Origin of the sequence: Halobacteriovorax sp. XZX-3 (genome assembly GCF_043196495.1) — a bacterium.
Taxonomy (GTDB): Bacteria; Bdellovibrionota; Bacteriovoracia; order Bacteriovoracales; family Bacteriovoracaceae; genus Halobacteriovorax_A.
Window position 1 is genome coordinate 304834 of the sequence record NZ_JBEBMO010000002.1, and the last position, 15536, is coordinate 320369.

Annotated in this window: 12 protein-coding genes; 7 read left to right on the top strand and 5 right to left on the bottom strand. The window is 35.6% G+C overall.

Annotated elements, in window-relative coordinates; all coding sequences use genetic code 11:
* Positions 1–77: 77 nt before the first annotated feature.
* Positions 78–719, top strand: a complete 642-nt coding sequence (locus ABMA70_RS11965; protein ID WP_103217886.1) for a diacylglycerol/polyprenol kinase family protein — start codon at positions 78–80, stop codon at positions 717–719.
* Here the strand turns inward: ABMA70_RS11965 and ABMA70_RS11970 are convergent.
* A complete protein-coding gene (locus ABMA70_RS11970; protein WP_103217887.1) occupies positions 716–1402 on the bottom strand; it encodes an LON peptidase substrate-binding domain-containing protein in 687 nt (228 codons plus the stop codon). The two genes, ABMA70_RS11965 and ABMA70_RS11970, sit on opposite strands and share 4 nt — an antisense overlap.
* Positions 1403–1501: 99 nt before the next feature.
* Here ABMA70_RS11970 and ABMA70_RS11975 point away from each other — a divergent pair, with 99 nt between their 5' ends.
* Positions 1502–2401 carry a type I phosphomannose isomerase catalytic subunit gene (locus ABMA70_RS11975; RefSeq protein WP_392993293.1) on the top strand — a complete coding sequence of 300 codons (900 nt, stop codon included), beginning with the start codon at positions 1502–1504 and terminating at the stop codon, positions 2399–2401.
* Here ABMA70_RS11975 and ABMA70_RS11980 read toward each other — a convergent pair.
* Positions 2398–2730, bottom strand: coding sequence for a hypothetical protein (locus tag ABMA70_RS11980; RefSeq protein ID WP_392993290.1), 333 nt, complete (start codon positions 2728–2730; stop codon positions 2398–2400). The genes ABMA70_RS11975 and ABMA70_RS11980 overlap by 4 nt on opposite strands.
* A 117-nt stretch (positions 2731–2847) precedes the next feature.
* On the bottom strand, positions 2848–3099 hold the full coding sequence (locus ABMA70_RS11985; RefSeq protein WP_103217890.1) for a DUF5522 domain-containing protein: 252 nt from the start codon (positions 3097–3099) through the stop codon (positions 2848–2850).
* Between the two features lie 225 nt (positions 3100–3324).
* Between ABMA70_RS11985 and ABMA70_RS11990 the strand changes: the two genes are divergently transcribed.
* Entirely contained in the window at positions 3325–4986 is a 1662-nt protein-coding gene (locus ABMA70_RS11990; RefSeq protein ID WP_103217891.1) for a long-chain-fatty-acid--CoA ligase, read from the top strand.
* Between the two features lie 39 nt (positions 4987–5025).
* Here ABMA70_RS11990 and ABMA70_RS11995 read toward each other — a convergent pair whose 3' ends face one another.
* Positions 5026–5571 (bottom strand): hypothetical protein, encoded by a 546-nt coding sequence (locus tag ABMA70_RS11995; RefSeq protein ID WP_392993288.1) that lies wholly within the window; start codon positions 5569–5571, stop codon positions 5026–5028.
* Between the two features lie 10 nt (positions 5572–5581).
* On the opposite strand from ABMA70_RS11995, the gene ABMA70_RS12000 reads away from it, so the two are divergent.
* Positions 5582–6688 carry a BamA/TamA family outer membrane protein gene (locus ABMA70_RS12000; protein WP_393022253.1) on the top strand — a complete coding sequence of 369 codons (1107 nt, stop codon included), beginning with the start codon at positions 5582–5584 and terminating at the stop codon, positions 6686–6688.
* Between the two features lie 119 nt (positions 6689–6807).
* Positions 6808–11415, top strand: a complete 4608-nt coding sequence (locus tag ABMA70_RS12005; protein ID WP_392993283.1) for a hypothetical protein — start codon at positions 6808–6810, stop codon at positions 11413–11415.
* Here the strand turns inward: ABMA70_RS12005 and ABMA70_RS12010 are convergent, their stop codons facing one another.
* Positions 11416–12363, bottom strand: coding sequence for a hypothetical protein (locus ABMA70_RS12010; RefSeq protein WP_103217895.1), 948 nt, complete (start codon positions 12361–12363; stop codon positions 11416–11418). It abuts the gene before it with no gap.
* 189 nt (positions 12364–12552) lie between these two features.
* On the opposite strand from ABMA70_RS12010, the gene ABMA70_RS12015 reads away from it, so the two are divergent.
* Together ABMA70_RS12015 and ABMA70_RS12020 are read left to right on the top strand one after the other, a co-directional pair.
* Positions 12553–14127, top strand: coding sequence for a hypothetical protein (locus ABMA70_RS12015; protein ID WP_392993280.1), 1575 nt, complete (start codon positions 12553–12555; stop codon positions 14125–14127).
* 213 nt (positions 14128–14340) lie between these two features.
* Positions 14341–15519 carry a trypsin-like serine peptidase gene (locus ABMA70_RS12020; protein WP_392993277.1) on the top strand — a complete coding sequence of 393 codons (1179 nt, stop codon included), beginning with the start codon at positions 14341–14343 and terminating at the stop codon, positions 15517–15519.
* The last annotated feature ends 17 nt before the right edge of the window (positions 15520–15536 follow it).

Genomic DNA, 15536 nt, shown 5'->3' on the forward strand with positions numbered 1-15536 from the left:
TTTCCATCATTATAGCCAAAATTAAAAAGCCTCGAAAAGGTCTTTATTTTATTTTTCTAAAATTATATATTGTTGTAATGGAAAGTATTTATAGATTCCCAAGTAAGTTTGAGCCGCACTTATTACGAAAGTTAGTTCATATTTTTGCAGGATTGGGAATTGCCTCAATTTATCTAATTTCAAATCTAGATTCATATAGGTTTTCAATTATTGTTCTTAGTGCAAGTGCCGTGTTTACTCTAATTGAAATTCTTCGATTGAAATTTGATGGAATTAATCAAGTATTCGTTAACTCTTGCCGAGGAATCTTAAGAGATACTGAGGTTAATGGATTTACAGGAACTCCTCTTTTTCTTTTGGGGATCGGGCTTTCATTCTTTCTCTTTGATGAACAAATTGCACTTTTAGCAACTCTGATTCTTTCATTAGCTGATCCGGCATCTTCATTTGTTGGAATTCGTTATGGGAAGAGAAAGGTTATGCAGGATCGTACTTTTGAAGGGTCTTATGCGTGTTTCCTGACAACATTTTTGATTGTTGCATTCTATGGCCTATTGTATTTTCCACTGAGTCTGAAAATTGTAATCTTTGCTTTTTTTACTGCAATTGCGACAGCTTTTGTTGAATTGTTATCAACTAAGATTGATGATAATTTTACACTTTCATTCTTTAGCGCATGCGCGATGGCCTTAATCAATATATTAGTGGCCCTTGTTTAATTGGCCTGCTTAAGCTGTAGCTTTTCACTAACAAACTCTTCAAAAGCTTGGGCCACGATTGGGTCCTCGTGATAGATGTGCTCATCAGTAATCAAAGAATTTAAAATCTTGATTTTATCATTGATATTATTTTGTTCTAAGAGAAGCTGTCTAATTTGACGACTCTTGATGATAAAGGTTGCCACGTAGTTAATAATTTGATCTGGCTTGTTAAGTGTTTCGATAAAATAGTCGCGATCCTGATCGTTGGGAATATTTGTTTCTAACCAGTTATAAAGGATGCTTTCAAGACGATAAAATTCATCAATATTACTCATCACACATTCATCATCCTTTAAAATAGTCACATTATACATTGGATATGGATTTGATTGAGTAGGGTAATTGACTTGGCATTTGCCAATACAGCGAACGAGTACTTTCAAAGTGTTCCCATCGACTCTCTCAATCATAAGAGGCTGTCCCATTCCAAAAACTTCACATGGATAAGCAAAGTATGTTTCGAAATCTTTTTCCATTGCCAATGAAATACCAACGGGATTTCCTGCACAAGTAGCTTCTTCAAAAATATCTTGAAAAATGTCATCAACGACATATAAAGGAAGAGATGTTCCCGGGAAAAATACTATATTGGGAAGAGTGATAACAGGAATTTCAATTCGTTCTGGAAAGTTTAAAGTCATGCTTTATCATAGCTTTTATAGGCTCTTGAAGCTTATTAAACCTTATTAATATTGGTAAATCTTCTTTGCTCATGCTGTAAAGTACGATAGCATATACTAATGATTCTAAAGCAAATTCCACATTTAGTTACCACTGTTTGGGGTGGTGAAAAGTTAAAAAAATATAAAGACCCTGAGGGGATATTTGAAGGTCCATTGGGCGAAACATGGGAAGTTTCAACTTTAGAAAATGGCCTATCTCTTTGTGAGAATGGCCAAAGCCTTGAAGAAGTTCTTGAAGGAAAAGTATTAACTTATTTAATTAAATTTATCGATACAAGCCAAAATTTATCGATACAAGTTCACCCTGATAATGAGTACGCTCATATTCATGAAGATGCGCTTGGAAAAGATGAATGTTGGTATATTTTAGACGCCGAAGAAGATGCAGGGATTTATCTTGGTCTTAAAGAAGGTGTCACAAAAGAAAGACTACAAGAGGCCATCGAAAGTGGAGAAAATGTAAATGATCTCCTCAATTTCATAAATGTTCAAAAAGGTGATTTCTTTAATATTCCTGCTGGATCAATCCATGCCATTGGTGAAGGAGTAACTCTTGTCGAAGTTCAACAGAACTCGGGCGTTACTTATCGTGTTTGGGATTGGAACCGTATGGGTCTTGATGGTAAGCCTCGAGAACTTCATGTGAAGAAGGCCATGGATGTTATTAATTTTAATCCAAACGCTAATGTCGCGGAATATTTTCAATATAAGAATCTTGAAAAGAGTGGACTACTAACAAGCAATAACTATTTTAATGCTAGAGTGAAAGTTCTAGGAGCAGGAGATGAGAGTGTTCTGTCGTTAAATGGTATTAGTTCAATTGTCGTTTTAGAAGGTACTTGTGAAATTGATGATACTGAAATTAAAGAGTATGGGTCTGCGGTAGTTAAGGATATTGAGTCCGCTATCTTGAAGGCAACAACGGACTCTAAGGTTTTAGTTGTAAAACAAGTTTAGATATTATTACAGCTCAGTGGGTAAGTTACTTCGTGCCCATTCTTTGTACGAATAGAAATATAAGTATTCATCTCATTTGAGTTCGTTACATCATCAAAATGAATTTGATATTTCTGACCAGCAAGTTGGTAGTGCTTTGTTACAGAATTTCCAACTTTGTGAGTGCGTCCGATTAGGGCCTGTGCAGGAGTACGACCTTCTACTTGAATCTGATTTCCCTTTAGATTGAATTCAATATTCTTGCGCATAGTAGAACACTTAAAGTTGACTGCCGCGTGAGCAGAGGCCGTAAAGGCTAGTGAAAGTGTAATTAGGCTAAGTAGTTTCATATTCCCTCCAAGATTTAGACAATCTATTAAGAGCAGGAATGATGCCAAGTAATTATTTGTGATATCAGTATGTTAGGTATTCTAGGAAGGTAAAATGATTTTGCAACTGTCTAAAACTTATTCAAAATCCTTAAGGTAATACTCTGCTAAGTCCTCGTCAGATACCTCTTCATTCAAATCTTGCTTTCTAAGTTCTAGAGGAATATTGCTCGAGTCATCATCAGCTTTTTCGTTAAAGCCAAAAGGGCAATGAAGACAGCCACTTTCACAGCAGTAGCCACGACGTAAGTGGAATTCTTTTGTAAAAACAGTATTACCGTCTTCATTAATATAGAAATCTTTTTTGGAATCGTCGTGAGAGTTTGTCATAGGCTCTAAAAAAGTAAGGCCCCTAATTCAGGGGGCCTAAAGTGTGTGTGGTGTTTTGCAAAACGGTCACTCTTATATCTAATAAAATTTATTACATCAAGGAAATTTTCAAATTTGATCACTATAATGCAACACGCATTTAGATTCCGTATTGTAAGTAGCTAAAAATTAAAATACAATAAAATCTAGACTAAATTTATTAATAGTAACAAATGGAGCTGTCCTGTGACTAAACCTTGGCTTAAGCACTACCAAAATGGTGTTGCTGAAGAAATTAATCCTGAATTATATCCTTCAATTCCAGCATTATTAGATGAGAGTTTTACTAAATTTGCTAATAAGCCATCTTTCCATTGCATGGGAAAGACTCTAACTTATAAAGAGATTGATCATCTTTCAAAGAAATTTGCTTCTTATCTTCAAAATGATCTTGGGCTTAAAAAAGGTGACCGTGTCGCTATTATGATGCCTAATATTCTTCAATACCCTGTTGCTCTTTTTGGTATTCTTCGTGCAGGTATGGTTTGTGTAAACGTAAACCCTCTTTATACTGCTAGAGAACTTGAGCACCAATTAACGGATTCACAATCAAAAGTAATTATCATTTTTGAAAACTCAGCTTCTGTTCTTGCTGAAGTTGTAAAGAATACGCCAATTGAGCACGTACTTGTGACTCAAATTGGTGATATGCTTAAATTTCCAAAGTCACTACTTGTAAACTTTGTTATTAAGCATGTTAAGAAGATGGTTCCTTCATGGGATCTTCCTGGCGCTAAGTCATTTCTTGAGGCACTTGATAAAGGTGATGAGTCAAAATTTAAAAAGCCAGAAATTAATAGTTCTGATCTTGCTTTCCTACAGTATACAGGTGGGACAACAGGTGTTTCTAAAGGTGCAGAACTTATCCACCGTAACATCGTTGCAAACCTACTGCAGGCAGGCGAGTGGATTTCACCAGTTGTAAAAGAAGGTGAAGAAATTATCATTACTCCTCTTCCGCTTTATCATATCTTCTCACTTACAGCGAACTGTTTTACGTTCTCTAAAATTGGAGCACTAAACGTTCTAATTACTAACCCTAGAGATATTCCAGGATTTGTAAAAGAACTGAAGAAGTGGAAATTTACAGCATTTACTGGTGTAAACACGCTATTTAACGGTCTTTTAAATAATGAAGACTTTAAATCAGTTGATTTTTCAAAGCTAAAATTAACTCTTGGTGGTGGAATGGCCGTACAACGTGCTGTTGCTGAAAGATGGAAAGAGGTAACAAAAACTCCATTAATTGAAGCCTATGGATTAACTGAAACATCTCCAGCTGCTTGTATCAACCCAATGGATCTTAAAGACTACAATGGAATGATTGGTATCCCTGTTTCATCAACTGATGTATGTATCAAAGATGATGATGGAAATACTCTGAACGCTGGTGAGGTAGGTGAGATCTGTATTAAAGGTCCACAAGTTATGAAGGGTTACTGGGGGCGTCCTGAAGAGACGGCAAAAGTAATGACTCCTGATGGTTATTTTAAATCAGGTGATATTGGTGTGATGGATGAAGAAGGTTTCTTCAAAATTGTTGACCGTAAGAAAGATATGATTCTTGTTTCAGGATTTAATGTTTATCCAAATGAAATTGAAGAAATTGTAGTTACTCATCCTAAAGTTTTTGAATGTGCTGCAGTTGGTGTACCACATGAAAAATCAGGTGAGATCGTAAAACTATTTGTCGTAAAAAATGATCAGTCTCTAACTGAAGATGAGCTTCTAGCATTCTGTAAAGAAAATCTAACTGCTTATAAGAGACCAAAGATTATTGAATTTAGAACTGAGCTTCCTAAGTCAAATGTTGGGAAGATTCTAAGAAAAGATCTAAGAGGACAATAACCTCATTAAAATAAAAAGGGAGCTAATCAGCTCCCTTTTTTATAACTTTAAACTTTTTAATTGTCTGATTGTATCTTGATTATAAGTATTAATTCTCAACGTCGAATAAGCAGCTTCCTTCACAACAGCATCAACAAATTCTGGCTTTGTCGCTCCTGTTAATGCATCCGTCATATCAGTTGGATATTTTACTTTTTTAAATACTTCAGGATTGATTCCAATAAGTAGGTGTAGGCGATTGATATCATCGACAGTCATTGGTTTGTGAAACTTTTTAGTTAATCCTGCCTTAGATTTCAGCTTTAGAAATTCATACTTCGTGTTGTAATAGAGTGTAAAGATCACAGGTAGACATGCACTATTACATCCTGTTGTCGTATTTACTTCTCTAATAAATCCAAGCTTTTTACCATTTTTATCATAAGCTATTTGAATCGTAGTATTTATGGGATTCTCACTAATCGTATCAGTAATACTGGTCTTCTTCAGGTCTTCTACACTTGGGAAGATCTCTTTGTGAAAACTAATATTATTTGCAAAAGAAAAGGAGAATGATAAAAAGAAAAGAAAAAATATCTTAAACATAGGCTCCTCGATGAGATTTTTGTTATTAGCGTTAATTCTTTTTCATTCTATGACTTTTGCCCAAAAAGTGCAACGTGACGTTAAGGCCTCAACAGGCCTCGATGAGGGACAATTCGTCATTGTTCCAGGTCCTTCTTATATGCCAAGCACTAAACTAGGACTCGATCTTATTGGGATGTATCTCTTTGATGCAAATAGCGGAAAGTATAAGAATAGTACAAAGACTGTGCCACCTTCTATTATAGGTGCTTATGGAAAGATTACGACAAATGGAACCGCAATGGGGGCCATTGGAACGAAGCTTCATCTCGGTGAAGATAAGTGGCGTATCACAGGTGGTTATCTTGAAGGAAATATATTAAGTCAGATGTTTCAAGCTGAACTTGAGCGATTCCTTGATACATCTAATAAGATTCGTGCTGTTATTGTTAATGTTAACTATCGAGTGTGGGGTGATCTCTTTATTGGTGGTGGGATCATCTGGAATGAGGTTATTTTTAAGGCCGATATAAATCCTGAGAATTATGCAACAAATACAGGTCTTAAATTTAATTTATTCTATGATACGAGAGATAATACATTTTCTCCAACTAAAGGCTTTTACTTAAATACACGAACGAATTTCTATCGAGAAAATCTTGGAGGAGATGATAATATCACTACGCTAGAGGCAACTTTCTCGCATTATATTTCTCTGGCAGAAAATACGAATCATTTGTTTTCATGGCTATTTGATTCAAGCTTTAATCTAGGTGACACAAATCCTAATTATAATTATAACTATGGTTCACGAGGACCGCGAGGTTACACTGGAAAAGTGTATGAAGGTGCTAATATGATACGCTTTGAAGGTGAGTATAAGCACTACTTCCAATCGATTATGGATGGAAAGTTTGGTCTAGCTGGATTTGCCGGAGTTGGTTTTACATTTGGAGGAGAGTCAAGAGTTGGAAACCAGATTCCATCAGACTTATTTGAAGCCGATCCACTTACACATATTGGGACAGGAATTCGTTACAAAATTCTACCTAAGCAAAATCTCAACTCGAGAGTCGACATCGCCTATGGCCGAGAAAAAGAATTTACGATGTATTTTGCCTTAAATGAGGCGATCTGATCGAATCACATGAAGTAGACACTATGTTCATTTTTTAGACACCATGTAATACTGTAAGTAGCCAAAATCATTGATCTTTTGTCCCTGTTAGTTGGCACTGTGATTGCACTATATAGGGCATGAAACTAAAAAAGCTAATCTCATTCATTATTATTTCTCTTTGTTCATTCCAAATGGCGTTTGCTCAGACGATCGAAAATGCTCGATCTGTTGCAAGTGTTTATGACCTAGAGGAAGTTCTTTCAGAGCTTAGTGAAATTAAAAAGAATCTTCGTGGAAATGTTTCAAGTGATCTTTCTGAAGAAGAGCTTGGTCAAATTGCACAAGGCTTTCAAGCACAAAGTGCTCAAGAATCAGAAGGTGAAGCTGAGTTTCAAACTGAATTTATTACTTTTCTTGATTCAATCAAGAAGAATTCTTGTGGTGTAAAAGATTATCAAGATGAGCAAAGAGCACAAGAAGCAAAGAAAACTTCTCGTGGAGAAAACCTTTTTTCAAGCATTGCTTCTGTTCTTGCTGAAGTTGAAGTTGATGCAAAACTAAATCGTACTCAAAATAGAAAAATCGATACTTACTCTAAGCAAGCATTAAATTACTTCACAAGAGCTAAGTCATTTAAGACAAAGATCGAAGACATTATTAATAACACAAATGAAGCTTATGCTGATAAAGAGCAGCTTCTACTTGCTTATAATGATTCAGTTGTTAAGGGCCTATATGATATTAAGGTTATCCTTTCTCCTTTTAGAAATGTGTCTGAAATCAAAATGGATCAAATTCTTCCAAAGTTAACGACTGACTTTATTGAAGAAGAAACTGAGCTTTATAATTTTCTTGTTCACGGTGAAATGAAAGATAAGATTTTCTTCACTGTAAATATTGATGGAAGTGATGTTGAACTAAAGCTTAATTCATTTTTAAATTCTAAAAGAGATGTTGTAACAGTCAATGAATCTCCAAGTGCAAAGAGTTATCTACGTGCTTTAAGAATTCTAACGATTCAAATGATGGCAACTCAAATTAAAAACTACGACCTAATGATCGAATCTGAAGAAGATAAGATCGTGATTCCTAAGAGCTGTCGTAGTGAAGTTAATGGTTCATGGCCACAACTTTTAGAACTAAAAGTTGATGAATCAGTTGCAAAAACTTACCTAGATAACCTTATTAATAACTCTGGCCTTTCATATGATGAATCTAACCTTGAGCTTATGAGCGTTAGAGAGGCTGAGCAACTTAATCCTTTAGCTGAAACAATGGTTGCTTCAACTACTGTTGAAAATTTTCTAAGAGCGGCAAAGGGAAAAGAAGCTACAAACTTCTATCAAAAATATTTGAAAGCAGGTTTTGATGAAGTTAATGCATACAATAAGTTTGTTGATATGAAGATGGGTGAGATCGCTCAAGCCTATAAGAAAAATATCTACTCTTATAAAAGAGGTACAAGAACGCAAACTTCTAAGCAAGTAACAACAAAAGATATTGGCCTTATCAATGATATTATTGGTGTTGTTCCAGAATCGAAGACTATTGAAGTTGATATTTACGAAGGTGACCAGAAGTATGTTGAAAATATTTATCCTTCAGCAATTAATGCTTCACCATACCTGGCTTCTAAAATGGCACAAGCTAGAACTGAGAATTTAGAAGATATTATTAGTGATTCAATTAAAAATGAATTAAAGAACAATAAAGTTGTAATTGAGTTTCCTTCTCTCTATTCTCAAGAGTCATACCGTAACTGGGGACTAAATACTCTTTATCATAAAGCTCTTGAGCTTCAAGATTCACAAGAGTTTAAGGTTGGTTCTCGTCACAATACAATGCTTTTTGGTTTTTGTTACAGAAATCCAGCTCAGATTTGTAAGGGACTTTCAAGAAAAGATAATGTTCTAAAGAGAGTTGTAAGCTATATTGACTCTTTAAAGATTGATGGAAAATTCATTCCTGTTGCACGCCTTGATCAATCAAAAGTTAAAGAGAGTTATGTTACTCTTGCTAAAGTGTTTGATTACCTAAGAACTGGTCCAAAAGTATTTTCTGAGCTTGTAACAAATGAATATGATTACTTACTTGACCAAATGCAGGCCCTTAATCCTCTTGCAAAGGTACGATTAGGATACTTAGTTGCTCGTGAAGAGCTGCAAAATATCAGAGATGGGCAGGTTAAGACATATAAGAAAACTTCTCGTGGAATGAGAGTAGATTATAGCTATAAATGTTTTAATAATAATATGAAGGCTTATCTTGAAAACCTTGAAGAGGCAGCTGAAATTCTTAAAGTAAACCGTAGCATCAAACCTAACTTTCTAACGAATGAGTTAAAGAAAGATGAATATGCGAGACTTTGGAACACAATCTTTGATGAGTTCAATAAAGACACGACTCAGATCATGACTGCTGAACTTAACTCTGGAAAAAAAGCATTTGAGTTAATTGACTCTTTATCAAATAAAGTAACTCTAGATCGTAATCAAATTGAAGATGCTGCCAATGAGACAATTGATGGCCGTCTTCTATATCAAACAACTGAGGATATCAACGAGCGCTTACAAGAAGAAGATGTAGAGAAAGTAGCATTCTTTAAAGAAATCTTAGCTGCTAAGTCACACAAAGAAAGATCAGCAATTTTTGATTCTCGTCCAGATAGTATTGATATCTTCGATGACTATGAATTAGTACATAACTTTCTAAAGTTAAATATGGATCTTAAGACTCCTGTATACAAAGAAATCTTAAAAAGATCTGCACTTAAGCGTCAGCAAGATACTTATAAGAAGCTTAATAAATTCTGTCAGATCGATGAAGATGATATCGATAGTTTAAAAGAAAACTTTTATGCAACAGTTAAGATCCAAGATCAACTAAATCAACTACTAGGTATCCCAGCTGTACCTAAAGAGTTAATGGATAGAATGGATGACTGGAATAGCGACGAGAAGTGGGCAATGTTTAATGGTGTATTTGGCTTCCTTTTAGGTATGGGTGCCGTACTTGCTGCAGGTTCATGTACACTTGTAACTGGTGGCCTATGCGGTCTTGCTATTGCAAGTGCTGGTGCAGTTGGATTTGGTATGCAAGCAAATGCCATTCGCTTAGAAACAAAAGTAAAATTTCGTGCCGATAGAAGTGAGGAATACGTAGGTGAGATGGCCGAGCTTGGTTACACAGATTCAAACTCAACTGAAAACGTAGCAAAAGGATGGATGGCCGTAGCATTTGAAGTCATTGGAACGATTTCAATGATCTCAATTCTTACTAGAAGTGTTTCAGTTGGTTCTAAGATCTTTAAAGAATCTCTAAAAGCAATTGTTAAGAATCGCTCTCAACTTGGTATTAAAGAAGCCTTAAAGCAGTCTGGTAAAGATGCTTCGGTTATCGTAAATGAGTCTGAGGTTGAATTTGCAAAGCTAGTTCTTGGTCTTAAGAAATATAGTGATGTATTTAAGAAAATGCTTTCATCAAAGTCGATGGATGATATTGCTCAAAATCTAAGAAATCTTGATCTTGATGAAGAATTTGTCGAGAAAACTCTTAAAAAAATGGACCGTATTGAAGCTAATTACACTGCTGGGAAGCTTTCTCAAGCAAGCTATAACAAAGCAATTAAGAATATTGTTACAAGTGTTGAAGAAGCAATTACTCGTTCACATGGTGGAATCTACCGTTATACTAGTGATGTTGCTGTTAATTTAAATTACTCTCAAGTAGATGAAGCACTTGGAAGTACAGTTTCAAAGCTATTTAATGGAAGTCCATTAGAGCTTAGACACTATATGGGAAGTTATGTGAAGAGACTTAACTCTACAACTTTCAGTAACTCTTCTAAGGCAGCTCGCTCTAAGCTAAGAGTGAGAAAAGCAGACCAAGGTCACTACATGAGAGGGACAAATTGGATCGTTCGCGCTTGGAATGAAAACACTGCAAACCTTGCTAAGAATCGTCGCCAATTCTTAAAGATTTATGATGAATTACAAAGACTTCCTGAAGCAGAGCTTGCTGATTATATTGCAAAGAATGCTGATACTCTAACTGAGATTTTTGTAAAGATTCCTCTTAGAAAGAGAGACTTTCCATACATGCTAATTCAAGGTGCTCCTCACACTGGTGGATTCTTTGGAAAAAGACTACCTGTGATTTCAGCAGTAGGAGAGGGTGTTCTTATGAGAAAGATCTTTACTGCTCGTGCAAGACTTATTTCAGAAGTTGCTCGTCGCTCAGCACGTGAAACTTTAGGAATGAAGAAAGTTCTTATGGCCGAAACAGTAGGAGATATTTACCGTGGACTTGAAGTTTCAGTTCTTGAAGCTCTTCCTAAGATGAGTAAGAAGGAAGTTACTGAAGTTGAAACGATGATTGCTACTGTTAAAGAAAAGGCTATCTCTGGAATCGTTAGAAACCTAGAGAATGACCGCGCAGCTGTTAAATTCATGAATAAGTATAATGTAAGCTTTGATGGATTAACTCCAGAACAAACATTTAGTGAACTTAATAGAATTCTTTATTCTCCAAATGGAACAGTTGAGAACACTCTTTCACGCTATCTATGGGCAAGTGCAGATGTTGAAGGACTATTTAAGTCTCCAGAGTTTTCAGGATTAGCCTATAAAGTTATGAGAGATACAATGAAAGAAGAAAATATTGGAAGCTTACAACGCTACCTAAATGCTCTCAAAGTTCTAAAGATAAAGGACAATGGATCACTTGGTAGCGTCGAAATTTTTTAATTATTTAGAAAAACACTTAGTATCAGGATCTCTTAAATATTCAATTAATGCCAGCTTCTTTTGACGAGTTGCTGGTGTTCTCGCTTCATCAGCTTCTCTTTGAAGTACATCAAAGAATGCATCCATCGTACCTTTTTTAGTCTCTTTCATTTCATCAGAAGTTGCTTTAAGAAGACGAGTTAACTCCGTCATTTCTGCATCGCTGAATCCACTTGATAGAAACGAATAGAACTTATGTCCATTTGTATTGCTAAATAGGTCAACCTTTCCACCACTAACTGAAACATCTCTAATTGCAGAGATTAGATCTTTCTGCACTGGTGAGCCTACTTTTTCGGCAGTTAAGAAATATAGTAATGATTCTTCATCCGTTGCATTTAGCATTGGTGTACGGCTTGACCATTTTTGTGTCTTTACGGCAGAGTTTATCTGACGAGACATTTTTACTGGTGAGCTATAACGAGACATCACTTTAAAAATTCTTTGAGAATAATCATCTTTCATTTCAGATAAAACAAAGTTGAAACCAGCATCAGATAAATTTTTGTTCACACAAGGTGCACATGAAAGGATACCACTTTTGTTATACCCATAACGTTGTGATAGGTAGACAAAGTTATTGATAGCATTTTTGATTTCCTCTGGAGACGCGGAATCTTTTGTAAATACTTCTTCCATTCTCTGAAAACGGGCCTTGTCCTGCGATCCCGAAACCATCATCTTAAGGGTATTCATACTAAAGTCTTCTTTCTTTCCAGTGTGAGAAAGATCCTTCATTGCCAATTCAATATTATTCGCAACAACAGACCTCACTTCTTGGTCTGCGATTCCACTCTTAATCAAAAGCTCATCTAGGCCGTGACCTGCTGACTTAAATACACTGAATACCGAACCAAATGACAACTGGCTCGTAAGCATTAGGAATACTATTTTTGATGATAATTTCATTCAAACCCTCTTCTGATAATTTCTTAACTAAAATATCGGCTAATTTTGATCAAATATTTAGTAAGATGCTATGTGTCGGTGGGGAGAATCCTCAAAATACGAAGGAAATCAGGATGTTATGAAGATGAACAATCCTTGAATTAAGAGAATCGCTTGGGTACAATGACGCCTCACTTTGGGGAACGTATTATGGTAAACTTATTTAAGGTATTAGTTTTATCTACTTTTTTACTGCCAAATTTGGCCGTAGCAAGTATCGATGGAGCAACAGAATCTGAAATTGAAACCTGTCGTCGTCTAAGAACTTTCCTCGCTGGTGGCGTTGGTGAAGTTGAGTGCCAAACTGAATATCAAATCTATTCTAAATTCGTTGGAAATTATAATCGTCAAAGAGTTAAGAAAGAGTCCAAGCAAGTTCGCATTGGCGCTTTTAATTTATTTAAGCCAGGTGCAACTCAAACTGAATACAAAGATCACGAGTTAGTGGCAGAGATAATTAATCATTGGGATGTTGTCGCTGCTGTTGAGTTAACTTCAAATAATGGCCTTAGTAAAAGACACAATGATGCAATTGTTGAGTATTATACAAATCGTCTTGCTGAGCTTGAAACAACTAACGCAGATGTAAATGCACTAACAACAAGAAATGAACTTGCTCTAATTCGCGAGCAATACGATTTTCCTGGATATATTCTTCTTTTAAAAGAGCTTCAGAAACTTGATTCTTCTTGGTCACTTGTTCTATCTGGTAAACAAGAGGGAAGTGAGAATGCTACAGTAAAGGAGCTAACAGGTTACTACTATAGAAGTAGTGTTGTTGACCTAAAGAAGACGGATTACTGCAGCGATCGTTACGGCCGTAATGGTAAATTTGGTTGTCTTCCAGTTTTAGATGAAAAGACATTTGGACGTGATGTTGATGGTCTTTTTTCACGTAGGCCTTTTATCTCGACATTTGAATCAGGGGAGTTTGATTTCACTCTTCTTTCAACTCACGTCATTCACAATGCTCCATCAGATGAAGCACTTCAAAAGAAGATTTTGAATAATGTTTTTGGTGTTGATGACTATAAAGATATTGGTCCAGGTGTAACACAACTTAAATACGCTCGTTTTGCGGAAGTAAGACTAATGGCAGAATTTGTTGATTACCTAAGAAAGTCTTACTATGAGCAAGACTATATTATTTTAGGTGACTTTAATTTAGAAAGTTCAAATAATTACTGGGAAACCTTCTTCAAGGATTTCAATAATCTTGAAATTAGAATTGAGGGAGCAACTTCAATGGCCGTTGGTAAGAGTCTTTCTGATGGGACGATCACTCATGGGACAAAGAGTAACTATGACCACTTTCTATTTGATCCTAAAGAAACGACAAATTGCCAAGGTGATGGAGCTGCTAAAATCTTTAACTTCATTGAAGGTGATTTTTCTCGTCTAATTAATAGAAGATACCTAATTCGCTCAAATGCAATGTACTACTCAACAACAAGAGAAAAAGATATGTACCGTCTAAAAGCAGGCGGACGTGAAAAAGTTGAATCACTTGTTAGTAATTATGTACGTTCAATTGAAAATAAAATGACAGTTAAAAGCGGTCAGCTTGTTAAAAGATTTGATATCGAAGAAAGCAAGCAAGAGTTCTACGATCGCGTGATCGATTCTCAGTTATTTGATAAGACTTATTACAGCTATCTAAAAGAGGTAATAAGTGATCACTTACCAATCTACATGAATTGCTCAAATCAATACGACAACGACTAAATTTATCAGTGCTTAGGCATTGGTCGAATTTGGGGAACAACGAAATAGAAAGCCTCCGTATGGAGGCTTTTTTTATTATCTAAGTATTTAAAAATACATTGTTTTGGGCCGTATTTATCCTAAACGGCCTATGAAATATGTTCACAATAGAAGATATTTAGCCTTATTCGTTCTAAGATCAATTTATTAATCAACTTAATGAAAGGTTTTACTATGAGCAAAGCTAAAGAACTTATTTGTATGACAGCGCTACTAATGGGGCTGACTTCTTGTCAAAATGACAGTGCAACTATTGAGAAAGTAGTCGAGGCAAGTAGTAGTAATATCATTATCGGAAATGATGATCGAAGATCAACGATCGATAATTTAAATAAAACTTTCTATCGAAAAGTTGGCCAGTTAAGATCTGATCTGAAGCTTGGAAACTCTGGAATTAAAAAAACTGCAACATGTAGCGCGACACTTATAAAGAATAAATTTGTTATTACAGCAGCTCACTGTGTATACCTCTCTGATACAAGTAACTTACTTAAGAATACATACTTTTATCCAGGGATCGATGATGTCGATAATTTTGATAGCGGACGTTATCCAGTTGTTCGTGTCTATCATCCTGAACTTTATGATAATGAGAGTTTTTCTTCTTCTGAAGATATTGCAATACTTGAGCTTGGTGCTGGCAGTGATGGACAACACGCAGGGCAAAGAGTTGGAACACATGGCTACTGGGGAACAGAATCATTCCCAAATGGTGAAACACTAACAATCGGCTATCCTGGAGATAAGCCGAGTGCAAAACAATTTTATGAAACAGGTTGTGATATCACTAATAGTAAATATAACCATCTTTCTTTAAATGTAGAATGTGATGTTTTTAAAGGACAAAGTGGTTCTCCAATTTTTGTCTACAACTCACAATACGATAATTTCTTTATTCATGGGGTAATCACTAGTGAGAGTCCTAGAATGAACTTTGGAAGTTTCCTATCTAAAGAAAGACAAAAAATCATTAATACAATTTTTGATGGAAGCTTTTCGACGAGTAATGAATTTGAAGAAAAGTGGATAACAAAGAAAATTGAACAGGATCTGCTAGTTCGCATCCTTGTTAAAAATACTTGTAAGAGTAATGAGGCGAGAGTCGCTTTAAATTATAAGAATATTGAAAATGAGTGGAATACAGTAGGCTTCTACACTGTTGGTGCAGGTGAAACAAAAGAGCTTGCAGTAAGTCCAAACGGAGTTTTCTACTTAGCTGCTAAGAACAGAAGCTGGAAGTCAATTATCAGCGGTTCTTACTCATTTGATTTACCAAATAGTGGAGTCCAGAAATTTAATAAGTATTCAACTCAAAAGTATGGGGACTACGTTGTAACAGTACCGTGTTACTAATATCGAGTGACTTAAAG

What these genes read in the sequence shown, in the direction of transcription:
- ABMA70_RS11965 (WP_103217886.1), top strand. Translation starts at nt 78, where the DNA reads ATGGAAAGTATTTATAGATTCCCAAGTAAGTTTGAGCCGCACTTATTA.
- ABMA70_RS11970 (WP_103217887.1), bottom strand. Translation starts at nt 1,402, where the DNA reads ATGACTTTAAACTTTCCAGAACGAATTGAAATTCCTGTTATCACTCTT.
- ABMA70_RS11975 (WP_392993293.1), top strand. Translation starts at nt 1,502, where the DNA reads ATGATTCTAAAGCAAATTCCACATTTAGTTACCACTGTTTGGGGTGGT.
- ABMA70_RS11980 (WP_392993290.1), bottom strand. Translation starts at nt 2,730, where the DNA reads ATGAAACTACTTAGCCTAATTACACTTTCACTAGCCTTTACGGCCTCT.
- ABMA70_RS11985 (WP_103217890.1), bottom strand. Translation starts at nt 3,099, where the DNA reads ATGACAAACTCTCACGACGATTCCAAAAAAGATTTCTATATTAATGAA.
- ABMA70_RS11995 (WP_392993288.1), bottom strand. Translation starts at nt 5,571, where the DNA reads ATGTTTAAGATATTTTTTCTTTTCTTTTTATCATTCTCCTTTTCTTTT.
- ABMA70_RS12000 (WP_393022253.1), top strand. Translation starts at nt 5,582, where the DNA reads ATGAGATTTTTGTTATTAGCGTTAATTCTTTTTCATTCTATGACTTTT.
- ABMA70_RS12005 (WP_392993283.1), top strand. Translation starts at nt 6,808, where the DNA reads ATGAAACTAAAAAAGCTAATCTCATTCATTATTATTTCTCTTTGTTCA.
- ABMA70_RS12010 (WP_103217895.1), bottom strand. Translation starts at nt 12,363, where the DNA reads ATGAAATTATCATCAAAAATAGTATTCCTAATGCTTACGAGCCAGTTG.
- ABMA70_RS12015 (WP_392993280.1), top strand. Translation starts at nt 12,553, where the DNA reads ATGGTAAACTTATTTAAGGTATTAGTTTTATCTACTTTTTTACTGCCA.
- ABMA70_RS12020 (WP_392993277.1), top strand. Translation starts at nt 14,341, where the DNA reads ATGAGCAAAGCTAAAGAACTTATTTGTATGACAGCGCTACTAATGGGG.